The organism is Ruminococcus hominis, from assembly GCF_014287355.1.
Taxonomy (GTDB): Bacteria; Bacillota; Clostridia; order Lachnospirales; family Lachnospiraceae; genus Schaedlerella; species Schaedlerella hominis.
Window position 1 is genome coordinate 3,195,058 of the sequence record NZ_JACOPE010000001.1, and the last position, 21,362, is coordinate 3,216,419.

General features: G+C 38.2%; 25 protein-coding genes. 3 read left to right on the forward strand and 22 right to left on the reverse strand.

Annotated elements, in window-relative coordinates; all coding sequences use genetic code 11:
• Window positions 1-4: 4 nt before the first annotated feature.
• The gene (locus H8S40_RS14500) at window positions 5-517 is read right to left on the reverse strand and encodes an RNA polymerase sigma factor (protein ID WP_022075477.1); all 513 of its coding nucleotides are present in this window, start codon (window positions 515-517) and stop codon (window positions 5-7) included.
• Window positions 518-806: 289 nt separating this feature from the next.
• Here H8S40_RS14500 and H8S40_RS14505 point away from each other — a divergent pair, with 289 nt between their 5' ends.
• Window positions 807-1,766, forward strand: coding sequence for a hypothetical protein (locus H8S40_RS14505; protein WP_186865493.1), 960 nt, complete (start codon window positions 807-809; stop codon window positions 1,764-1,766).
• 45 nt (window positions 1,767-1,811) lie between these two features.
• Here the strand turns inward: H8S40_RS14505 and H8S40_RS14510 are convergent, their stop codons facing one another.
• From H8S40_RS14510 to H8S40_RS14525, 4 genes are all read right to left on the reverse strand, one after another.
• Window positions 1,812-4,082 carry a hydratase gene (locus H8S40_RS14510; protein WP_186865494.1) on the reverse strand — a complete coding sequence of 757 codons (2,271 nt, stop codon included), beginning with the start codon at window positions 4,080-4,082 and terminating at the stop codon, window positions 1,812-1,814.
• A 139-nt stretch (window positions 4,083-4,221) separates the two neighbouring features.
• Entirely contained in the window at window positions 4,222-4,797 is a 576-nt protein-coding gene (locus H8S40_RS14515; protein ID WP_118738188.1) for an FHA domain-containing protein, read from the reverse strand.
• A gap of 199 nt (window positions 4,798-4,996) precedes the next feature.
• Entirely contained in the window at window positions 4,997-5,203 is a 207-nt protein-coding gene (locus H8S40_RS14520; RefSeq protein WP_186865495.1) for a hypothetical protein, read from the reverse strand.
• 485 nt (window positions 5,204-5,688) lie between these two features.
• On the reverse strand, window positions 5,689-6,513 hold the full coding sequence (locus H8S40_RS14525; RefSeq protein WP_118738190.1) for a hypothetical protein: 825 nt from the start codon (window positions 6,511-6,513) through the stop codon (window positions 5,689-5,691).
• A gap of 500 nt (window positions 6,514-7,013) precedes the next feature.
• Here H8S40_RS14525 and H8S40_RS14530 point away from each other — a divergent pair, with 500 nt between their 5' ends.
• Complete coding sequence (locus H8S40_RS14530; protein WP_022075482.1) at window positions 7,014-7,256, forward strand: TIGR03905 family TSCPD domain-containing protein; 243 nt, start codon at window positions 7,014-7,016, stop codon at window positions 7,254-7,256.
• Between the two features lie 259 nt (window positions 7,257-7,515).
• Here the strand turns inward: H8S40_RS14530 and H8S40_RS14535 are convergent, their stop codons facing one another.
• Together H8S40_RS14535 and H8S40_RS14540 are read right to left on the reverse strand one after the other, a co-directional pair.
• The gene (locus H8S40_RS14535; RefSeq protein WP_118724025.1) at window positions 7,516-8,001 is read right to left on the reverse strand and encodes a DUF6147 family protein; all 486 of its coding nucleotides are present in this window, start codon (window positions 7,999-8,001) and stop codon (window positions 7,516-7,518) included.
• Between the two features lie 77 nt (window positions 8,002-8,078).
• Entirely contained in the window at window positions 8,079-8,867 is a 789-nt protein-coding gene (locus H8S40_RS14540) for a DUF4367 domain-containing protein (protein WP_186865496.1), read from the reverse strand.
• Between the two features lie 210 nt (window positions 8,868-9,077).
• Between H8S40_RS14540 and murG the strand changes: the two genes are divergently transcribed.
• Window positions 9,078-10,148, forward strand: a complete 1,071-nt coding sequence (gene murG, locus H8S40_RS14545; protein WP_186865497.1) for an undecaprenyldiphospho-muramoylpentapeptide beta-N-acetylglucosaminyltransferase — start codon at window positions 9,078-9,080, stop codon at window positions 10,146-10,148.
• Between the two features lie 67 nt (window positions 10,149-10,215).
• Here murG and H8S40_RS14550 read toward each other — a convergent pair whose 3' ends face one another.
• From H8S40_RS14550 to H8S40_RS16585, 15 genes are all read right to left on the reverse strand, one after another.
• Window positions 10,216-10,785 (reverse strand): RNA polymerase sigma factor, encoded by a 570-nt coding sequence (locus tag H8S40_RS14550; RefSeq protein ID WP_118724022.1) that lies wholly within the window; start codon window positions 10,783-10,785, stop codon window positions 10,216-10,218.
• Between the two features lie 15 nt (window positions 10,786-10,800).
• Window positions 10,801-11,208, reverse strand: coding sequence for an HIT family protein (locus tag H8S40_RS14555; RefSeq protein WP_117989935.1), 408 nt, complete (start codon window positions 11,206-11,208; stop codon window positions 10,801-10,803).
• A 124-nt stretch (window positions 11,209-11,332) separates the two neighbouring features.
• Window positions 11,333-12,196: a DUF6382 domain-containing protein gene (locus H8S40_RS14560; protein WP_186865498.1), complete on the reverse strand. Its 864-nt coding sequence runs from the start codon at window positions 12,194-12,196 to the stop codon at window positions 11,333-11,335.
• An 8-nt stretch (window positions 12,197-12,204) separates the two neighbouring features.
• Window positions 12,205-12,633, reverse strand: coding sequence for a TadE family protein (locus tag H8S40_RS14565; protein ID WP_186865499.1), 429 nt, complete (start codon window positions 12,631-12,633; stop codon window positions 12,205-12,207).
• Between the two features lie 7 nt (window positions 12,634-12,640).
• A complete protein-coding gene (locus H8S40_RS14570; RefSeq protein WP_186865500.1) occupies window positions 12,641-13,087 on the reverse strand; it encodes a prepilin peptidase in 447 nt (148 codons plus the stop codon).
• Complete coding sequence (locus H8S40_RS14575) at window positions 13,066-13,923, reverse strand: TadE/TadG family type IV pilus assembly protein (RefSeq protein WP_186865501.1); 858 nt, start codon at window positions 13,921-13,923, stop codon at window positions 13,066-13,068. The genes H8S40_RS14570 and H8S40_RS14575 overlap by 22 nt, the downstream gene beginning before the upstream one ends.
• 131 nt (window positions 13,924-14,054) lie before the next feature.
• Entirely contained in the window at window positions 14,055-15,413 is a 1,359-nt protein-coding gene (locus tag H8S40_RS14580; RefSeq protein ID WP_186865502.1) for a DUF5702 domain-containing protein, read from the reverse strand.
• The gene (locus H8S40_RS14585; protein ID WP_022075493.1) at window positions 15,413-15,628 is read right to left on the reverse strand and encodes a Flp1 family type IVb pilin; all 216 of its coding nucleotides are present in this window, start codon (window positions 15,626-15,628) and stop codon (window positions 15,413-15,415) included. The genes H8S40_RS14580 and H8S40_RS14585 overlap by 1 nt, the downstream gene beginning before the upstream one ends.
• Window positions 15,629-15,653: 25 nt before the next feature.
• Window positions 15,654-16,931: a type II secretion system F family protein gene (locus tag H8S40_RS14590; RefSeq protein WP_243238267.1), complete on the reverse strand. Its 1,278-nt coding sequence runs from the start codon at window positions 16,929-16,931 to the stop codon at window positions 15,654-15,656.
• Window positions 16,921-17,679, reverse strand: a complete 759-nt coding sequence (locus H8S40_RS14595) for a type II secretion system F family protein (protein WP_366482611.1) — start codon at window positions 17,677-17,679, stop codon at window positions 16,921-16,923. Before H8S40_RS14595 ends, H8S40_RS14590 begins: the two co-directional genes overlap by 11 nt.
• A complete protein-coding gene (locus tag H8S40_RS14600; protein ID WP_118687956.1) occupies window positions 17,627-18,805 on the reverse strand; it encodes a TadA family conjugal transfer-associated ATPase in 1,179 nt (392 codons plus the stop codon). The genes H8S40_RS14595 and H8S40_RS14600 overlap by 53 nt, the downstream gene beginning before the upstream one ends.
• A gap of 44 nt (window positions 18,806-18,849) precedes the next feature.
• Complete coding sequence (locus H8S40_RS14605) at window positions 18,850-19,758, reverse strand: P-loop NTPase family protein (RefSeq protein WP_118738200.1); 909 nt, start codon at window positions 19,756-19,758, stop codon at window positions 18,850-18,852.
• A 282-nt stretch (window positions 19,759-20,040) separates the two neighbouring features.
• Window positions 20,041-20,250: a pro-sigmaK processing inhibitor BofA family protein gene (locus H8S40_RS14610; protein WP_118724008.1), complete on the reverse strand. Its 210-nt coding sequence runs from the start codon at window positions 20,248-20,250 to the stop codon at window positions 20,041-20,043.
• Between the two features lie 116 nt (window positions 20,251-20,366).
• A complete protein-coding gene (locus H8S40_RS14615) occupies window positions 20,367-20,855 on the reverse strand; it encodes a deoxycytidylate deaminase (RefSeq protein WP_022075498.1) in 489 nt (162 codons plus the stop codon).
• A gap of 24 nt (window positions 20,856-20,879) precedes the next feature.
• A complete protein-coding gene (locus H8S40_RS16585) occupies window positions 20,880-21,353 on the reverse strand; it encodes an arsenate reductase/protein-tyrosine-phosphatase family protein (RefSeq protein ID WP_436286267.1) in 474 nt (157 codons plus the stop codon).
• Between the last annotated feature and the right edge of the window lie 9 nt (window positions 21,354-21,362).

The following is a 21,362-nucleotide window of genomic DNA, read 5'->3' on the forward strand; positions in this document are numbered from 1 at the left end:
CCTTCTATGCAAGATTCTTACGAAGCTTCTCCAATGCTCTTGACTTTTTCGAACGCACTGTAGCCGGATTCATAGCCAACATATGTCCTATCTCTTCGCTGGAATATCCTTCTAAAATAGAACAAGATAAAATCATCCTCTCTTCACCATCTAACATCTGAAATGCTTGTAAAAGATCATAATTCTCTTCCTGCGATACCTCTTCTGCCGTAATCTCATCCTTTAATTCTTCCGTCTCACTGTTCTGCTTGAAATGCTTTTTACACTGATTCATCAATATCGTAAAAATCCAGCTGCGGAAAGACTCTTCTTTTTTCAATTTTTTTATGTTCTCATATGCGGCAATAACAGTCTCACTTACAACATCTTCCGCATCCTGGCTATGTTTCATTGTATATAACGCAAATTTATAAAGTTCCTGATAAAGTTGTGCATATAACTCGGAAAATGCTTTTATATCTCCTCGCTTTGCCTTATGAATCAACTTTAATTCAGAATTAAACTCATAACGACTCATGCATCCGCCCCCTTTCTTTTTTCTTGTATATCTATTAGAGTTAAAAAATCTGTCTTTTGTTGCATGATTTCTGATTTTATTTTACCATACAAATCTTGCAATTTATCCACATCCTGTGCTAAAGTAAAAAAAAGCATATTTCTTATGAATTCTAAGGTGACCAATCACCATCTATATTCTAATAACATTTCGGAAATCTATGCTTTAATACCAAACAATATATAAAAAACAGCAGAGGACTGAAAGTAATTAGAGATAAAGAGAGTTCCTTCTGCAAAGAGGAGGAAAAATGAATACTGAGTTGAAAAATGCTGTATTAGCAACAGACCTTAAAGCACAGTATGATGCTTGTGCAAAAAAACTGCTTGGCTATAAAGACATACTGGCGCAAATCTTGATAGGGGCGGTCGAAGAATTTCAAAGGATGTCCCCGGAAGAAGTGAAACCATTGATTGAAGACGATATACATATTGGAAAGGTCCCTATTGACCCAGGTCTTACCAATGCAGTTGTCAGAGTGGACGAAGATGGCAAAGAAATCATAGGAATGAATACAGTAAATGAAGAGGTGAACGCCGGATACATTTTATTTGATATTATTTTTTATGTGCGCTTGAAAGCGGGACGCTCGAAGATTATTATAAATGTAGAAGCTCAGAGAAAAGAACCGGCAGAATATGATATTCTTAACCGAGCTGTCTTTTACGCCAGTCGAGAAATTTCGTCCCAAAAGAACCGGGAGTTTGTAAATAGCAATTATAACGATATTAAAAAAGTTTATTCAATTTGGATATGTATGAACATGTCAGAGAACAGCATGAACCATATTCATCTGACAAATGATACAATTATAGGAAATCAGGTCTGGAAAGGAAACGAGGATTTGGTGAATATCGTTATGATAGGGCTGGCAAAAGAAATCTCACCTAAAGAAGAAAAACATGAACTACACCGGCTTCTGGGAGCGTTGTTGTCAGAAACATTAAACGAAGAAGAAAAATTAGATATACTCAAAAATGAATATCATATACCGATGGAAAAATCAATAAAGGAGGATGTGAAAGTAATGTGTAATTTAAGTGAAGGAATAGAAGAGCGTGGAATAATAAAAGGACGGACAGAACTTCTTAAACAGCAAGTCCGAAAGAAGCTCGCCAAAGGGCAGTGCGTGGAAGTTATAGCAGAGGATCTGGTGGAAGAAGTTGAGGTTATTCAGACAATTGTGGATGAGATCCAAACAAAGGAATAGATCTCGAAAAAAGGGAGCTATCGCAATGCGACAGCTCCCCTCTTCTTATCCTCTATAATAATTGATCAAACATCCCTTCAAGATGATCTCACGCTCTGCATCTGTCATCTCTCCAAGCTTCAATTCAATCTCTTTCAATTCATCTCCTACAACTACATATGCCTTCACTACCGATTGCTTCTCTTCTACCACTTTTCTTACATCCGGCACGAAAATATAATCTCCGTTCTTGAACGGAAGTGCTTCGTGGTCTGCATCTGTTAAAAATGGAAGCATACCCCAGTTAATCAAGTTCGAGCGATAACGTTTTGTTGCATATTCATTTGCAATATTCGCCCATCCGCCAAGTACCTTCTGGCATGATGCTGCCTGCTCACGTGCAGAACCATCTCCTGGTTTCACTGCGAAAATTGTACTTCCTACACCTACATTGCCTTTGCCAACTTCTGGGTAATCCTTCTGGATAGCTGCCATAACAGGCTTTAATTCTTCTAAAGCTTCTAATGGGCATTCGCCTGCTTCGATTGCTTTCTGTGCTGCCTGTACTTCTTTAGCACGTCCTACATATGCAGGATCTTTTCTTGATAATGCAAATTCTGCAAGTCCAAGTGGATTTGAACGATATGATGAAGTCTCTCCTGAAGGAATCAATTCATCTGTTGTTGTAACCGGATCATGAATCTCAGAAACAACCTTCAATACAAGATTCTCCGGTAATGCTGACATTGCCGGCCAGTCTTTGATGTTTGGTCCAAACTGAATCTCTACAGATGGATCTGCTACTCCCTTGCTGTCAAATACTCGATTTGCATAAATGCTTGAATCGAAATGATACTTCTGTCCCTTATATTCTACATCCATTGCTGTTGCAGGTGTTAAGAATCCTTTGTTCGCTGCTGTTGCTGCAATAGAACGTGCATCCATCAATGCAACTGATGAAATCTGTCCGCTCTGCAGTTTAGAACCTTCACGGTTCGGGAAGTTTCTTGTTGAATGACGGATAGAGAATGCATTATTAGCAGGTGTATCTCCGGCACCAAAACATGGACCACAGAACGCTGTCTTCACAATTGTTCCGGCTTCCATAAGATCTGCTATCGCTCCATTTTTCACAAGTTCCATATAAATTGGTGTACTTGCCGGATATACGCTAAATGTAAATGCATCTGCACCGATATTCTTACCTTTGATAATATCTGCCGCAGCACAAATATTTTCAAATCCACCACCGGCACATCCTGCAATAATTCCCTGTTCTACATAGAATTTACCATCTCTGATCTTATCCTGCAGCGAGTAATCTACTGCTCCGTCTAAACTTACCAGTGCTTTCTGCTCTACATCATGAAGAATATCTTTTAAGTTCGCATTGACTTCATCAATTGTATATACATTACTTGGATGGAATGGCATTGCGATCATTGGTTTAATCTCGCTTAAGTTTACATAAACCATGCCATCATAGTAAGTACATGCTCCTGGGTTCAGTTCTTTATAATCACCGCTTCTTCCATGAATATCATAGAATTCTTTAATCTTCTCATCTGTTTTCCAGATTGAAGACAAGCATGTTGTCTCTGTTGTCATAACATCGATACCGATACGGAAATCAGCACTTAATTTGCCAACGCCCGGTCCGACGAATTCCATAACTTTATTATTAACATAACCATTTTTAAATGTTGCACCGATAATCGCCAATGCCACATCCTGTGGACCGACACCTTTCATCGGCTCTCCGTCCAGATAAATTCCGATCACGCCCGGCATCTTAATATCATAAGTTTTATTTAATAACTGTTTTACAAGCTCAGGTCCGCCTTCTCCCATTGCCATCGTTCCGAGAGCACCATAACGAGTATGGCTGTCAGAACCCAAAATCATCTTTCCTCCGCCTGCAAGCATCTCTCTTGCAAACTGATGGATAACCGCCTGATGAGGTGGAACATAAACTCCGCCGTACTTCTTCGCACATGTAAGTCCAAACATATGATCATCTTCATTGATTGTTCCGCCGACTGCACATAATGAATTGTGGCAATTTGTCAATACATAAGGAATCGGAAATTTCTCAAGTCCTGAAGCTCGTGCTGTCTGGATGATTCCTACAAATGTGATATCATGCGATGTCAGTTTATCAAACTTAATCTGCAGGTTTTCCATATTTCCTGATGTGTTATGTGCATTCAAAATGCCATAAGCCATCGTATTCTTCGCTGCCTCTTCCTTTGAGATTGGAAGTTGTGCGTTGCCATTATCTTCTACAATTTCAGTTCCATTTAATAAATAGACACCATTTTCATATAACTTAATCATGTACGACCTCCTGATTTTATCATTTTTGTCTTATTGCTTTGCGTTACATTTTAGCATGGTAAAGCGCTGTTGTAAAGGAATAACTTTATATGTGTATTCCTTGATTTTACAACAACGCTTTTTGTTTTTCCTTATTCTGTTAGTCGCGTTCACGCAAAATCTTTTTCACTTCAATCTTCGTCTTTCCAAGACCGATCACATCTTCCTTCTGGATTGCAACAGGCTCGTCCAGGCTCTGTCCATTCAAGTATGTACCATTACGTGAATCCATATCTTTCAGATATAATCTGTCTCCTTCGTGAATAATTGCACAATGCAATTTTGAAATTCGCGGATCATCTGTGATAGTGATGTATTTTTCGAATTCCGGAGTCTTCTGTCCTCTTCCGATTCCAATATTATCGTAGAAAATGAAAGTATACTTCTCCCAAGTCTCCTGATTCTCCAAAATAATCTTCCACTGTTTCTTTGTTTTCTTCGTTTGCTCTTGCACATCAAGCGGTATTGTTGCATCACTGTGTCTTACCTGACGTCTGCGACGGGATCTTGTATCTTCTTCCTCATCGTTCCCGGTATTGTAGTCATCGTCATCATACTCGTCATCATATTCATCAGCAGGTTTCACTTTACGACTTTTCACAATAACCGTAATAATAATTCCAAGCAAAAGTACAGCTACCACGATCAATGCAATCAGTATTGTTGTTACACTCATTATTTTCAACTCCTTTGAGATTTAATCATACTATAGATTTCATCTTCTAGCAAGTCTTGGATTAATGATTCACAGATGATTCACAAGTAAAGTTACTGTTCACAGTACCTGTGAACAGTAACACAATCGGTATTCTTATGAGGCAAGTTGATCTATGCCTGTTTTGTGCAATATAACTGCTGTAGGTTTTTTCACCGTCTTATTCTTCTGCTTGAATCTCATCCACAATTGTCCGGATAATCTCAACCTCTTCTACCAGATCTTCTGCTATAACTTCTACACTCTGTCCTTTGGCGAGCTTCTTTTGCACTTGTTGTTTGAGGAGTTCTATTCTTCCTTCCGCTTTTCCCTCTGCTCTTCCTTTTATTATTCCACGCTCTTCTATTCCATCACTCAAATTGCACATTACTTTCACATCCTCCTCTATTGATTTTTCCATCGGTATATGATATTCGTTTTTGAGTATATCTAATTTTTCCTCCTTTCGCAGAAGGAACCTCCTCTATCTCTAATCTCTTCCAGTCCTCTTCTGCTTTTTTACGTATTGTTTGGTATTAAAGCATAGATTTCTGAAATGTCATTAGAATATAGATGGTGCGACGCACCTTAGAATTCATAAGAAATATGCTTTTAGACAGTTTAACACAGGTAGATCTGGGATTTCAAGATGGATTTTCCCAGCATTGATTTTTCTTTCTTTAATCGTTACTGTTCACTCCCGTGTCAATCACTACGCTGATTGGCACGGAGGATGCACGTTTTATCTTGAACGACATCTCGCCCATCGCCAAAGGCGATTTTAAATGGCGAGATGCGTTGCTGGTCACAGGTACTGTGAACAGTAACCAAGTAAATTTCCCGCTTTAAGAATATTTTTAGAAAATAAATGGTTTATGCCAGAAATTCTTCTAAAATCTGGCGAATTGTCTCTTCTTTTAAATTTGCCTCCGCATCCGCTTCTTTTTGTTTTTCAGACGACTTTCGAAGTAGTTGCCCTGCCTCTTCTTTTAATGGCACTCTCGGTTTTCCTTCGATATGGATAGACAAATTTTCCTCGGTACTGCTATTAGCACCCTGTTCGCCCTTTATATTTTCTGTATAGGTTTCCTCAGATATTGCCTCATTCATCTTTGCCCTATCGGCCGCACTTTCTTTTTGTGCACGAAGCATCTCTGTCTGCTCTCGTTCACTTTGTTGACGCCGATATCTGCCCGCACATACATTTTCCAGATATTCAATCATGTAATTCTTCACCGCATTTAATTTGTAATCCTCGTCTGAAAGCTGTCCGACAACAAACAGTAAAATCATTTCGGCTGCTCCCAGCATAACGTATTGGTACATCTTTTCACACACACCTGCGGTCTGGTACCAGGAAATGGCTCCGACTACTGCCAGCACTCCTGCTGCCCAGACGCTTTGTTTTTCTAACTGTCTCCAGGTATGTACTTTCAAAAAATTCCCACGATATTCATAAATATATTTCTCCACAAATGCTTCTGTATTTTCTACACTGTCACGCAGCATGCATGCCTGTTCATATTTGGAGCGTACCAATTTTATCAGTCTGTGTGTACTCTTTGACATATTTGCCGCTGCTCCCAGCATCCGGCGAATTGTAAACAGATTCATCATTTTCGCAATGATTCCAATCACACCCACTGCAACCATCAAATGAAAAAGGATATCTGTACTTGTTACCACGTCATAGAACATATCTTAGCCCTCCTGCTTTCACTGCCCGCTATTCACATATTTTGTGAATAGTCTTATATTTTTACCCACAATAATCCGGATTGTGTTGAAGCTATTATAGACCATGTCGTGCATATTTGCGCCATAAATCGTTCTACAAAATTCTACATTTCGTCTTGTAATTTTTGTGTCCTGACCAGTCCTCTTTTCCTTTGAAAATGTATAAACGTTTATGATAACTCGCTCAACTAAAGCTGTTTTTTAGCTCTTATAGATTATTTTGCTATTCCATTTTGCTTCCCTTATGCCCTGTCGATTTTGCATGAATTTAAGCAAGTTCTGGCATACGATTCTTTGTGTATAATGAAATGTTGAATATTGAAATGTGGCCGCTTATCATTTACTTTTCTTTACTATTTTGCTATAATCGGTTTTGCTTAGAGAAGTTTGTTATATTCTTACACTTTTTAAAAGAATGAACATTACAATTCTCTGATTCACATATTTAGGAGGAATATATCATGGAATATAAAACAAAAGGCGTCTGTTCTCAGATGATTCAGTTTGACATTGAAGATAATAAAGTAAGAAATGTTGCATTTACAGGTGGATGCAATGGAAACTTGCAGGGAATTTCGCACCTCGTCGAAGGAATGGACGTAAACGAAGCAATCTCCCGTCTGGAAGGAATCCGCTGTGGATTCAAATCAACTTCCTGTCCAGATCAGCTTGCTCACGCATTGAAAGAAGCAATTGCCAAATAAGCAAACCTTTCTTATTTAATTTTTATAATTGAAAAGCTATACATAACTTCGCTGTCATGTATAGCTTTCTTTTTTCTTTATTAAATTTTTACCCTCGAGCAATCACACCAGTCGCCGTCTGCTTATATGGTTTAGGTTTGCGGTTTGATGGAATCAAGAGGATTTTTCCTTAATATTTTTTATTTTTTTAAGTTATTATTTTCTCAATTCCAAGCAGACAGCGACCGGTGTGATTGCTCGAGGAGGGTAGGGCAGTTAGCTAGTCAATCCAAATTCCATCTGTGAAACAAGCTGTTTCTTCAAAATTTTTGCCTTTAAACACAAAATGTTCACTTTGTAATCTATAATAAGCGCCTCTATCTACTGTCATTCTTTTTCCAAGAGATACGTAATAGTTGTCTTTACTTTCTTTTGAAATCACATCTACTCTGTCCCATTTATCTGTTTTTTCATTATATTTGTCTATATAAACCACTACTTCTACTTTATCTACTGTCTCATGTGCCGTTGTTTGACCATAAATGTAAATCTTACCAATTCCTGCTTTACTGATTGTACAAGAACCATCCATCAGATATTCACCACGTGCCAAATCATTCTTTGTCGTCCCTTCGGACATCTCTTGGTTTGTGAGATATGATCCATCCACTTGTTTTAAAGATGTCTCTTCTGCATTTATTGTTCCACAAAACAGAAAACAGACTGATAATATCAAACTTAAAGTCGACATAATTTTCTTTTTCATTTGTCTCCCTCCAAAATCTCAAATAATTTGCTTTATATTATATAGACAAATGAGCCATAAAATCCTTACGCGTTTTTTTAATAAAATTTTAAATTTTCTAATATTTTATCAAATTCCTCTTTTTTCAACTTTCCTCTGAGTTGATATAATACCCCTTTATATTCAAATTCTGCTGTCATTACATTTGAATCTGTTTCCTCTGTTTTTCTCTGTTCTACTTTAATTTTATTTCCTTGCACTTCCAATTCATAGATACTCTCTGCGTCATCTTCTTTAGTCACTCCTTTAGAAGAGTCCTTACGATTCAAATAAATTTCATATCTTATAGTTTTGTCTTCATATTCGTAATATAAATCAGCTTGTTGAATATTTTTGTCTATGGTATATGACATAAAATGCATTTTCTCTGGTACAATCCACATACGAACACTTTTGTCTTTTAACATTTTATCCACTTCTTGATAAGCTTCTCTTTCTTCCATATCTTCTACGTCATGGCTATCCATATCCTTCACATTCGTCACATCCACCTGTGATTTCCCTGTAAACTTCTCTATCAGCTCCTTCATATACGACTTACTTCCCACACTGGATACACTCATCCCCATAACCAGCACGAGTATCGCTACCAATGCGACGAGTAGCTTGGCTCTTTTCTTTTTCTTATATGTCCGAAGCGGGAATTCTTTGATTTTATTTTCTTCCAGCTCTTTTTCATACCGCTGAATCTCTGCGTAAATTGCATCATCCAGCTCTTTACTGACTTTTAGATTATCCAACTCTGGATCTTCTGCAAGTTCTTTTTCTATTTCGGCAGCTTCTTTTTCAAGCTCCTCTTTCAGTGAGAGTTTTCTCAATTTTTTCATCTTATTGCCTCTTACTTATAGGTTTTGTTTGTTGCTATTGTTCGTTTATAGATTATCTATAAACGACATTATATATTGATAAACATCAACTTCCGTTTATCTTGACTTTTTTCTAAATACGTTTATTATGAATTTATGATGATTTTATTGCTGATTATATATTCTATGATAAGCAGCTTTTGATTATAACTTCTATGGAGGTCTTTTTTTATGAAACGAATTATCCTTACCGGCGGTGGAACTGCCGGACATGTTACTCCAAATATTGCCTTGCTCCCTAAATTAAAGGAACTTGGCTATGATATTCACTACATCGGTTCTTATAATGGAATTGAAAAGGAACTAATCGAACCTTTCAATATTCCATATTACGGCATTTCATCCGGTAAACTTCGCCGTTATTTCAGTTGGCAGAATTTCACTGATCCATTCCGTGTATTGAAAGGACTTAGTGAAACCAACAAGCTTGTTCGCCAGTTGAAACCGGATGTCATTTTCTCCAAAGGTGGATTTGTATCTGTTCCTGTCGTTATGGCTGGTAAACGCAACAAAGTTCCGGTTATCATTCATGAATCTGATATGACTCCGGGGCTTGCGAATAAACTTGCTTTTCCTTCTGCAACAAAAGTTTGCTGTAACTTCGTTGAGACTTTAAAGCAGCTTCCTGAAGGTAAAGCCGTTTTAACCGGTTCTCCTATCCGTCAGGAGCTTCTTTCCGGTAATAAAATCGCAGCTCTTGACTTCTGTGGATTTACAGCCGGCAAACCTGTTATCCTTGTCATCGGAGGGAGCTTGGGTTCAGTTGCTGTCAACAACGCTGTCCGCGGTGCTCTTCCTGAATTACTTAAAACATTTCAGGTTATCCACCTTTGCGGGAAAGGTAAATTGGATCAATCCTTAGTAGGCACAGAAGGATATGTACAGTTTGAATATATCAAAGATGAATTATGTGATATATTTGCACTTGCCGATATCGTAATTTCCCGTGCCGGTGCTAATGCAATCTGTGAATTACTTGCTCTTTGCAAACCAAACCTGCTTATCCCGCTTTCTAAAAATGCAAGTCGTGGTGACCAGATTCTAAACGCCCGCTCATTTGAACGTCAGGGATTCAGTATGGTTCTGGAAGAAGAGGAAACAACAAAAGATTCTCTTCTTGAAGCAGTTCACAAGCTTTACGACAATCGTGCCACCTATATGGATGCCATGCGTAATTCCGGACAACATGATGCAATCAATACCATCACCGGATTAATCGAAGAGGTTCGTTTAAACAAGTAATATATTTCTTATACTTATTTAAAGACGTAATAATTAAGTTCAAGGCTCAATCACGAGTCTTGAACTTTTATATTTCATCCAACTCTTCGTATTCTATTCCATACTTCTTACGAATCCATACCTTTGCTCTATGCAACATGGTATAAAATGCCTGAGTACTCATCCCCATGATCTCTGCCGCTTCTATCTGAGTTATTTCTGTATCGTATGTAAGCATGATTGCCTGATACCATCTTTCATTTTTCTTTAGCACGCCTGCCAGTACATTATCGTGCACTGACTTATGCTTTTTATGTCTCAACTCATTTAAGCATCGGCTCTCCGCACTCGCTTCCTGTGCTTTTTCATCTATATACATTTCCAGTGTTTTTTCAGATTCTTCACTAATGTATATTTCATGCTTCATTTTCACCAGATAGTTATATGCTGTATTTCTTGTTGTTACTGTCAACCATGCTTTAATGTTTGTATACTCCTCAATAGACTTTCTCTGTTTCGCATCCTGCATAAATAATACAAAAACATCGTGTGCTATATCATTTGCAACTTCTGAATTCCGTGAATATTTATATGCTACCTTGAAAACCACCTGCTTATATTCATCATAAATCTTTTTGATTTCATGACCTTCAATCAATGTTCTTCTCCAGTGCTATTTTAATTTATTCAGAATCTCTTCTTTATCTTCATCTGTTAATGTTCCAAGTTTCCATCCAAGTCCTACATTATCATCTTTGTATCTTGGAATCATATGCATATGGAAATGGAAAACTGACTGACCGGCCACTTCTTCATTGTTCTGTACTATATTGTATCCGTCACATCCCAATACATCTTTTAATTTGTTAACTTCTTTTTTCGCAAGTACCAAAACTTTTGCCGCAAGCTCATCATCCAAATCATACAGATTTCTATAATGTTCTTTTGGTAAAATCAGTGCATGTCCTTTTGATGCCGGGTTCAAATCCAGAATCACGCGAAAATCATCATCTTCATACAGTGTTGCTGATGGAATCTCCCCCGCTGCTATTTTGCAAAAAATACAATTATCATCTCTCATGACAGTTCCTTCTTTCTAAAAAATTTTATACTGTTTCCAGTATATCCCATTTTTTCGGAAAATAGAAGAATAATAATTTTTCTTTTGCATTTTCGACAGTTTGTCTGTTTTGTTCACTTTCGTATCACATAGAATCTGAATCCTCGTCTCCTTCAAGTATAAAATCATTCCAGCTTCCCCAACGGTTTCTCTTTAACCTCTTTGCAGCCTTTCTCCATGACTTCCAGGTACCGCCTTCTTCTCTGATTGCCTGCATCCCTTCCTCTACTTCATAATACCCTTTTGTATCTTCCGGGTCATACTGTTCTTCCTCTTCCGTAAGACGAAACACATTTCCATAATCTTCTGCAATTCGCATCTGGACACCTTCTGCCTTTTCTCCAAACATCAGGCGGTTTCTATTCTGCCTCTGTTCTTCTCTCCACTCTTCCATTGTACGTTTTCTCTCTTCCTCATGAGCTTCGTACTGTTTCATAATTTCTCCCAGATTATAGTTTTCCTGCAGCGTTGCTTTATGCAGTTCATATGCCAGAACAATCCCATTTGTATCTCCATAATCCAACGTTCTCACAAAATATTCTGTCAACTGATGAAAGGACTGAGTGAGTTTTCCGTCCCATCCTGGAAGATAACAAAAATACCACTGTTTTTCATTTAAGAAAATATATTCCGGATCTAATATCAGGCAATTGGGATTTAACATATAATTTTCCAGCTTTTCTATTATCTGAAGAAGTTCCATCACCAATAACTGAATTTCTTGTTGTTGGATTGGTTTCTTTTCATAAATAACAGCCATCGTTTGAAACCCTTTTGTTTGATACGTGTATTTGCTTCTTCCGTCTAATGCCGCACCTCTTACCGGCAGGATTCCAACAATCGGATTTTTTTGAAGCATCGGAATCTGATAATCTTCTTCATATGATTGGTCCAAATAAATATGTAAATTGCTTTGATTTAATTTTGATTCGAATTGCGCCTGAAACATATTTTTCCTCACTCGCTTTCGCTATTCTTTATTGCCTTTTCTAGAATTGCTTTTCTTCTAATCTTCTTTTCCGGATTGACAACCGGTGCTCTTTGCCTGATATGAAGTTTCATTTTCTTCTTTCTTGCATAAATATCTACGTCTACCCATTCTTTCGTCACTGATGTTGTAACCTCAGTTTCTGCAAATAAAATTAACTTTCCACCGATTCTCTCACGGCAAAACTGTTCTGCAGCCACACTCTCTCCCGGCCATCTCTTCTGCTGTGCCCCAACAGTTGCTGTTTCTGTCGCCGCACCGATTAAAATTTGTTTATCATGATAATAAAATGAAGTGTAAACAACGAGCACAAACACCATAAAAATAATTGGCATCAAATATGCCATTTCAACTGTTATAACACCCTGTACTTCTTGATATTTTTTTATTCTTCCCATACTTGCACTATCCCATCAATATCACCGCAACATAACCTATACACAAAAACGGAATGAAAGGCATGCTTTGTTTTTTAGCTCCTTTATTCCACACTAATAGTAATATTGCTATAAGTGATGCACCAAGAAATGAAATCATCAATACGATTAGCAAATCCCATAAGCCCAAACAAATTCCCAGAATTAGGATAACAATTCCATCTCCATAACCGAATGCCTCTCTCGTAATCTTACTAATTCCTAGAAATACAATTCCCACAGCTGCACCCGACACAATAAGGATTGGAGAAATCGACGCTCCTTTTAAACTTTTCCATATCTGCATAACAATTGCCGTTATCCCGCCTACACCTAACAGCCATATTGGAATTTTACGTGTTCGAATATCAATCACCGATAAACAAGTCAAATATACAATCCATACGCCCTGATTTAATTCGCACATTTGCTGCATGCTCTCCTTCCTCCTGCTTGTGATTTTTTGACAGAACGAATAGATCTCTTTAAACTGCTGCAATTCAATGAATTATGATATTTTGTTCCATAATCAGCAATATAAACTCCCGACATTGTGCTGCCATGTACACAATGTTCACAGGCATAATATCGTCCTCCTGACTCATTTCGATATCCTGACAGTGCTGACTGGGGCACAAACTGAATCTGTACATGTAATGCTGAACACTGATAATTCGTATGATAAACACTCCCCGTATCTGCTATATATACAATACTGTCATCCTCGTCATCCAATCCATTGTGTGGATATCCGGTCCACGCCTTAATTTCAATCTCCTGTCGGATTTTTTGTCCCACATGCATATGCTGTGGAAACGGCAATTTCACTCGATAGTTGACATAAATATGTACCACTTCATCTCCCGTATCGTAATAAGAAGTAAAGCAATGAATTCCTGCACTTCCACCATCGACAATACTTCGATCCAATCTCTCTGCCCCAACCACATTGACAATATCCGCTTTTAATTTAATCGGATTTAACACTGACACAATCGGGATCTGCTCTGCTGCCAGTTTTCCTGCATGCTGCGCCGCAGCTGAAACGCTAAAACGAATACTTTGTATTTCTAAAATATATACGATACACAATATTGCAAATAAAAATATCGGTATTGCCATCGCTGCCTCTACAGTCACACTGCCATTCGTATAATCCTTGCCTTTATTTTTTCTATTCCTCCGCTGTTTTTGTACAGTACTGATTTTAGGATCTGATACAGGTACCTTTTCCTGCACTTTTTTAGATGAGTAATTATAATTTTGCACCATGCGGATTTTCCTTTCTAAAGATTTTCACATTTTATTTTTTTGAGGGATTTATAAATGCCGAAAAGGCACCCGTATCAAACCCCAAAACCAGCCTGTTTTTGTACTCTGTTTATAAGAACTATTCATCACTTTTATTGTGATTCATACCCAAATTTACATGGGAACTGATATGTTTTCCCGTTCCAGATTTCTGCCTTGTTTTGTAGCTTCATCCTTGTAACACATGAATCTGCACGAAAATATCCCAGATTATTTTCATGTATCAGATTTTCTTCTACCCTGTCTAACGTCCTCATCGTAATCTCTGAATTTTGTTTCAGAAGTAAAAGTATTTGCAAATATTGGGTATATTTCATACCATTTTCATCATCTCTTCCCTCTTGCGTATCCAGTGCGGTTCCTAGAAGAAATAACGAACTCAACTGCAATTGCCAGTTTGAATCATCTTTTATCATTGCTACACGATTACCTGACAAAAGTGCTCGTATATCTATCACACTTTCTCCGAAACCCCATAGCATTAAAATTATCTGCTTTGCTGTCTCCATCAACTCCGGCTGTAGTAAAATCACCGCAACGGTAGCCGCCAATGCCGCTGCTTCTTCCTGCCTTTGTACGCTTCCCATCAAGTATCCGTAGTTTAATGCAAAACGTGCCGCCATCAACCGTTTTATAACTGCTTCAAGATTCTCTTTATCTGACGATTTCCCACACAATATATATTCCAGTTCATAGTCCAATGTCCGATTTTCTGATTTCTTTTCAACAGCTGAACTAAAATGTTGTTCTATATATTGTTCAAATAATACTCTTTCTTCTAATCCTCCAACTCCTACTCTTGCAGGAAAACTTCCTCTGCCTCCGTTTAAGGTACGACCTGACAATTGCTGTTCTTTCGATATTGATCTGTTCGATAAAATAAAATTCTTCGGCAAAGCCAGTGCCAAAAGTCCTGATGCCTGCATCTGAAGTAATTCTGAGGCTTCTTCCTCTATAACACTTCCGTTTTGTAATAATTCATTTTCCATCTGTTCTGTCAACTGACTGCCTTCTATCTCTCTTTCTTCCCATTGTGCAGATAAACCAATCATATTCTGTATGCTTTGAATTCCTGTCTGTTGTTCCATAAATGCCAGAACTTGTTCCCTGAAAGCCTGTCCCTGATTATCTGTCAACATCTGTATTTCCGAAATCTCCTGTTCGATTCCGGCACTTCCATAATATGCAAGTCTGTCCAGAATCCGATTCTCGTCGTATTGTCCTGACTGGTAAGAAGCATCCAACGCAAACACTTCATATTCCTTCCATAATTCCTTTTGATATTCTCCAAATATTGAAAAGATTGCTCGATCCACATCCAATCGCTTTTGATTCTTTGTGGTTTGAATTGTCGCACTTTCAATCAGTGCAAAAATAAATGAAATAAGTAGAACAAAAATTAAACTTAGAAATGCTGTAATTTCCCCTGATACCTTTCTTTTACATTGCATCAGATACCTGCACTTTCACTTGTAATCTTTTCAAAAATTGTATTTACCAAATCTGTCAACTGATTCTTAAAAATAAGAACCAATGCAATAATCACGACCAAAATTAACAACAATTCTATAACCGACATTCCAGACTGGTCTTTCAGAATGTTTTTAATTTTTTCTGCTTCTTTCTGTAGTCTTATCTTCCCCATTAATGTAATTTGTTTTATCATAATATCCCTCCATATCCTACATACCTTATATTTGCAATGATAAAAATGCCGGTACGATAATCATCAGCAATACAACCGCCAGCATCAAGAACATTGGAAATAATATCTTCGTTCCCGCCTTTTCTCCCAACTGTTTTGCTGTGTTTTTCCGCTCATCAAACGCTGTATCTGCCTCCTGTCTCAATAATTCAGTCAAGCCTTTTGTGCCTTTTTTTAGGTTCTGTGACAACATTGTTCCAAACTTTTTGTATACTTGTAATCCACAACGTTCACCAAAGCGTTCATAACATTCATTTTCTGCCATACCTCCTTTCATCTCATGCATGGTGTATGCCATCTCTTCATATACTTCTCTTTCAACTTTTTCTTTTTTCCTTTTTCCTTCTTCTACACTTACTTCCCGTCTTTTCTCCTGTTCATAATCGTTGACAATCTTATTCCACGCATTTCTTGGTGTCATACCGGCTCCAAGAAAAAGTGTAAAACGACTTATCATTTTAGGATAATCCAATGCTAATTGCTGCTCTCTTTTTGAATGTGTTTCCTTTACCTTTTGTTTTTCTGACACGTACATCAACACTGCCATAACAATACCGATCAGAAGTACTGCTGCTGCACGTAGATTCTTTGCATATTTCCAGATTATAACCTCCCCGTTTATACTTGTTGGAAGTAACATCCGTTTCTCTGTCTCACTTAACCTGTCCTGCTTATCTACCTCTGCGTTTAAATTTGATATCAGTTTTTCCATATCTGTCTGTTTCGGTGGCAATATTCTTGCATAAAGAAAATACATCTCCTTTATTTTCTCATAAGATAACGTAGCTCTCAGTTCAACTATGCGTCCTTCCTTTGGTAAATCATCATTCTGAACTTTCCCCTGCAAATTCAACACTTCATAATTATCCAGTTCCCAGGACACTTTAATCCCCGTATCGGGAATATTACGAATAAGATTCAGATTACTTCGCACCTCATCAAGACTTCTATTATCTCCTAATATCAGCTTCTCCAGCTGAACTTCTGCCTTGGCCAGTTCTCGTTGTAATTCTGCCTCCGTATATTTCTGTTCGTGGATTCGGACAGTATATGGTTCTTTGGCATCTCCGATCCATACTTGTAAATCTTCTTGTCTGTCTCCTTTACCTTGCTTGTTACGTTCCACATAATTTATCCCTTCTTTCGTCATCGGAAGACTCTTAAAATTATCTGCAAGAAAAAGAATCAAAGATAATATTCCTGCTGTAAGAAGAATTATCCCTATTTTTTTCTGCATCGTATTCCGATTTTCTTTAAACTTCAATGTGTACCATCTTCCTTCCCATGTAATATGCCGCTATATAAATAATCAGGCACACACTCATCAACATGACTCCTGCAGCACTTCCATACAAGACAGATAAGAACTCCGGAAATGTAAAACGCATATACAGTACCATACCTAACGGGATCATACACATCACTTGAAATTCTAAGCTCTTCGCCGCTAACATCGTCTGGATCTCCCGCTCTACTTCCATCTTGTCTCCTATCATGCGGATTGACTCTTTTAAAATTGTAATGCTGTCTCCACCCATCCGCTTGGCTGTCGCAAACACCACCGCAAAATCTTCTGCATCTTCTTGTTGAACTCTTTTGGCAAACACCCACAATACATGTTCGGCAGTCTGATTCATACTTAATTTATGTGTCATAAGTTCAAACTCCTGACATATACGGCTATCCTTTGAATGTAATGTTTGCAACTCCTTTTCTGTGGAGCGAATCGCATTCTCTACCGAATATCCCACCTTCAAGGAAGACGCCATGATCTGCATTGCATCTCGAAACTGCATACGGAATTCCAATTCTTTTTTCCTGCAGCACTCTTCTCTCCACTGCTGAAAATATCCGATTGCAACCGGCAATAAGACAACACCTGCAATCCATGAATCATAAAATAAATATGCTAAGAGCAAATCCAGTACAATAGCCTTTGTAATTGCAACCATGTATTCCTTACGCTGTATATCCTGCTGCCAGCAATTTGTCCCGATGAACCAATTCCGCACTCTTCACCAGTGTTCCTTGAATCTTTCCACCTCGCATTCCCTCCTCTCGAAATTCATATAGCGTCTGTGTCTGAATCCGACCATTCTCAAATCCTAACACCTCCACTATCTCCAGCACCTTTCTTGACTTGTCCCTCAATCTTCCCAAATGAATAATAATATCTAATGCAGATGCAATCTGTCTCTGAATTGCCGTTAAAGGAAGGTCTATTCCCATCATCATCATCGTTTCTAATCGATGCAACATATCGGTCGGATTATTTGAATGTCCGGTGGACATAGAGCCGCTGTGCCCGTTCAACATCGCCGATGATATCATGTCCACAGTCTCATCTCCTCTTACCTCTCCGACTACGATACGATCCGGTCGCATTCGAAGTGCCGATTTGATCAAATCTCTGATTGTCACCGCTCCTTCTCCTTCCAGATTCGCATTTCTCGCTTCCAGCCTTACAAGATTCGGGACCCCCTTTATCTGTAATTCTGCATTATCTTCAATCGTGATGATTCGTTCATCCTTTGGAATATAGTCCGATAAGGCATTTAAAAAAGTTGTCTTCCCTGATCCGGTTCCGCCACTCACAAAAATATTATATTTGGCTTTGACAAGCATCTTTAAAAATTCTACCGCCTCTTCTGTGATACTCTGCCATTCAACCAACTGTTTCATCGTCACCTTTTCTTTTGGAAACTTTCTGATCGTCATGATCGGACCATTCAAAGCCACTGGTTTCAACACAACATTCACACGTGAACCATCTTCCAATCTGGCATCTACGATTGGAGACAATTCATTTACATAACGATTCGTTCCTGATACAATCTGCTGGATCACATCTTCCAATTTTTCCTGCGATAAAAACGTCTTGTCAGAGCGGACTATTCTGCCGTCCCTCTCCACAAATATGTGATCCTTTCCATTAATCATAATCTCCGTGATTGAATCATCCTCTACCAGCTCCTGTAACACATCCAATTTACGAAAAGAATGAAACAATCGTCTGCTCAACCGTATCTGCTCTTTCAATGGCAAATACTCTTCCTCCGAAAATTCCTGTAACACACTATAGATAATCTCGGATAATTCTTCGTCTTCCATCTCTCTTGTAAGGTCTATCCGTTCCATCACCCGTTCATATAGCTGTTCTTCTTGTATATTCACGTTATCTTCTACCTCATTCTTTTTTGAATCGTTTTCTCCAAAACCTGTTCTTTTCCTGTTTTACGCAAATTTTCCGTATACTCTGCAAGCTTTGTCATTGCTGCCCGCTCTTCGATATATGGTGTGTAAACAGTATGGCATGCCTCCAAAATTTCAAACAAACCATTCACACTGTCTCCCAAATCCAAAATAATCTTCTCATAAATGCACTGATTTAAAATCTGTTGAAATAATTGTAACCATTCCTCTTTTTGTATCGCCTGCATATCCAAAATATATGGCATCGGTTTAATATAATCTAACTTCTCAAGCTGACCTGCCATCATACTGATCCGCATCCCGAGATTTCCCTTTTCCTGACGCAAATAATAAATCAAATCTGCCAGTGTCTGCTCTGTTGGATCGGTAAAATAGTAAGACGAACCCGCATATCCTTCCAGATTCAAATACAATACCGGTTCCCGCTCCGCTAATTTCTTTCCCAGTGCAAGAGCGAACCTTGTCTTGCCAATTCTATGAATTGGAGAATACACCCCGATCAATTGTCCTCCTCTTCGTGCCCTTGTACTTCTCTGCGTCTCCTTTCTCTTAACTCTTCTTTCCAACATCTGTGCACGTATTGCTTCTGCACTCTGATATCGATAAACACCAATCTCTCCGTCTTCCAATGCACTCCTTTTATCTTGTACTAACACAAACTTCCTTACCGCCGGAATCTGCCTTCTTTTTTCTTTTGGACATTCTTCTCCTGTCAGCAATGCATAAATCTTCTTCTCTTTTGCAAATTGCTCCGCGTCCTGCATACTGTGGAAAAGATAAAACTGTACTTCCGGTGACTTACTCTTTGTTAATACTTGAAACAGATTTTCCGAATATTGTTTTTGAGAATCACAAATTACAACATTTTTTACATACACTTTGTCCTCCTGTCTCTCTACACACCACACCTATAGTCCTATAGAGTTTGTCCGTATTTTACTTTGATTAATTCAACTTGAAACATTGTTGCGAAATATGCAACGGAATTCATAATTGATAATTGAATGATATACTTGCTCATCCAATCCCTAGAAATATCCAAATCAGATTGATTTGAAATGAAACAGCAGATGTGATAACTACTGTGTGAATCGTATTATAAACGTGTATTTTTTATTTGTCCAGATAGATTTTTCATCTTTTTTGTTTTTGTGAAATCCTCACAAATTTTGAAAAATTAAGATACTATATAACAGACATACCCCAGGTACTCCAAGCGCCCCGCTTGTAACCAACGAAGCTGCGTTAATCCCCACATTTAACGATGTTTGATCCGGTAACACATAATGATTTATAAAAAAGATCAGTGTTCCTCCAACAAGCGCACGAATAAAAAATGTCACAAAAAAAGATGCCAGCTTACGAAGCATACCATACCTCCGTCCAGAATTATTTTACCCAATTGTTATCCACTAAACAATTTAGATACACCATTCTCATTTCCTGAAATATCTATATGCTGCTGACATCTTCTTTATGTTCTTTATTATAAATTAATCTTTATTTCCCTGTTTGTTCTATGATACTGATAGAATTTCACACCTGCTGCGCTCATCATACGCTTAGATGCGATCACACTTGGTGTATCGGCATATTTATCACAGTCATAAATAACTTCCTTAATTCCTGACTGAATGATTGCCTTTGCACATTCATTACAAGGAAACAGAGAGACATACATTCTCGCCCCTTCCAGACTGCCGCCGCTATAATTCAAAATAGCATTGAGCTCACTGTGTGTTGAATATACGTATTTTGTTTCCAACGGATCTTCTCCGTCTCTCGTCCAAGGAAAATCATCATCTGAACAACCTCTTGGAAGTCCATTGTAACCCATTGATAAAATCTTATTGTCAGGACTTACAATACAACATCCCACCTGTGTATTCGGATCCTTTGAACGAAGTCCGGAAAGCAGAGCTACCCCCATAAAATATTCATCCCATGATATATAATCATCTCGTTTTGTTGACATATTCCCCTCCTTTTTTTCCCAGTTTTACACTTCTTCAAAAGACGCGTCTTTATTTAAGGTTTCAGCCAGTTTATCGATTGTCTCTGTCAGCCTCTCCATACATTCTCCATATGCGTTCAATGGCTGACCATACGGGTTCGGTATCCCCGATTCTTCTCCGATAAATTCACTGAGCGTAAAGACTTTCGCAGCCTCACCATACTCTGACTGTACTTTTTCTTTTTCACTCTCACACATTGCCAATATCAGTATATCTTCTGCAACATCATTTTCTGAAAATGCAGTTGCTGTATGATTTTCCATCGTCATTTGTGCACTTTTCATGACTGCCTCGGCTTTTTGATTCACCGGTTCTGGGAACAATACTACCAGCCCACGGGAATCAATGGCATATTCCTGGCATAAATCTTTGTGTCTGAGCATCTCTGCAGCCATTGGTCCACGGCATGTATCTGCATCACTCAAAAATACAATACGTCTGTACTTCTGATATTTCATAACTGCCTG

What these genes read in the sequence shown, in the direction of transcription:
- H8S40_RS14500 (WP_022075477.1), bottom strand. Translation starts at nt 517, where the DNA reads ATGAGTCGTTATGAGTTTAATTCTGAATTAAAGTTGATTCATAAGGCA.
- H8S40_RS14505 (WP_186865493.1), top strand. Translation starts at nt 807, where the DNA reads ATGAATACTGAGTTGAAAAATGCTGTATTAGCAACAGACCTTAAAGCA.
- H8S40_RS14510 (WP_186865494.1), bottom strand. Translation starts at nt 4,082, where the DNA reads ATGATTAAGTTATATGAAAATGGTGTCTATTTATTAAATGGAACTGAA.
- H8S40_RS14515 (WP_118738188.1), bottom strand. Translation starts at nt 4,797, where the DNA reads ATGAGTGTAACAACAATACTGATTGCATTGATCGTGGTAGCTGTACTT.
- H8S40_RS14520 (WP_186865495.1), bottom strand. Translation starts at nt 5,203, where the DNA reads ATGTGCAATTTGAGTGATGGAATAGAAGAGCGTGGAATAATAAAAGGA.
- H8S40_RS14525 (WP_118738190.1), bottom strand. Translation starts at nt 6,513, where the DNA reads ATGTTCTATGACGTGGTAACAAGTACAGATATCCTTTTTCATTTGATG.
- H8S40_RS14530 (WP_022075482.1), top strand. Translation starts at nt 7,014, where the DNA reads ATGGAATATAAAACAAAAGGCGTCTGTTCTCAGATGATTCAGTTTGAC.
- H8S40_RS14535 (WP_118724025.1), bottom strand. Translation starts at nt 8,001, where the DNA reads ATGAAAAAGAAAATTATGTCGACTTTAAGTTTGATATTATCAGTCTGT.
- H8S40_RS14540 (WP_186865496.1), bottom strand. Translation starts at nt 8,867, where the DNA reads ATGAAAAAATTGAGAAAACTCTCACTGAAAGAGGAGCTTGAAAAAGAA.
- murG (WP_186865497.1), top strand. Translation starts at nt 9,078, where the DNA reads ATGAAACGAATTATCCTTACCGGCGGTGGAACTGCCGGACATGTTACT.
- H8S40_RS14555 (WP_117989935.1), bottom strand. Translation starts at nt 11,208, where the DNA reads ATGAGAGATGATAATTGTATTTTTTGCAAAATAGCAGCGGGGGAGATT.
- H8S40_RS14560 (WP_186865498.1), bottom strand. Translation starts at nt 12,196, where the DNA reads ATGTTTCAGGCGCAATTCGAATCAAAATTAAATCAAAGCAATTTACAT.
- H8S40_RS14565 (WP_186865499.1), bottom strand. Translation starts at nt 12,633, where the DNA reads ATGGGAAGAATAAAAAAATATCAAGAAGTACAGGGTGTTATAACAGTT.
- H8S40_RS14570 (WP_186865500.1), bottom strand. Translation starts at nt 13,087, where the DNA reads ATGCAGCAAATGTGCGAATTAAATCAGGGCGTATGGATTGTATATTTG.
- H8S40_RS14575 (WP_186865501.1), bottom strand. Translation starts at nt 13,923, where the DNA reads ATGGTGCAAAATTATAATTACTCATCTAAAAAAGTGCAGGAAAAGGTA.
- H8S40_RS14580 (WP_186865502.1), bottom strand. Translation starts at nt 15,413, where the DNA reads ATGCAATGTAAAAGAAAGGTATCAGGGGAAATTACAGCATTTCTAAGT.
- H8S40_RS14585 (WP_022075493.1), bottom strand. Translation starts at nt 15,628, where the DNA reads ATGATAAAACAAATTACATTAATGGGGAAGATAAGACTACAGAAAGAA.
- H8S40_RS14600 (WP_118687956.1), bottom strand. Translation starts at nt 18,805, where the DNA reads ATGGAACGGATAGACCTTACAAGAGAGATGGAAGACGAAGAATTATCC.
- H8S40_RS14610 (WP_118724008.1), bottom strand. Translation starts at nt 20,250, where the DNA reads ATGCTTCGTAAGCTGGCATCTTTTTTTGTGACATTTTTTATTCGTGCG.
- H8S40_RS14615 (WP_022075498.1), bottom strand. Translation starts at nt 20,855, where the DNA reads ATGTCAACAAAACGAGATGATTATATATCATGGGATGAATATTTTATG.
- H8S40_RS16585 (WP_436286267.1), bottom strand. Translation starts at nt 21,353, where the DNA reads ATGAAATATCAGAAGTACAGACGTATTGTATTTTTGAGTGATGCAGAT.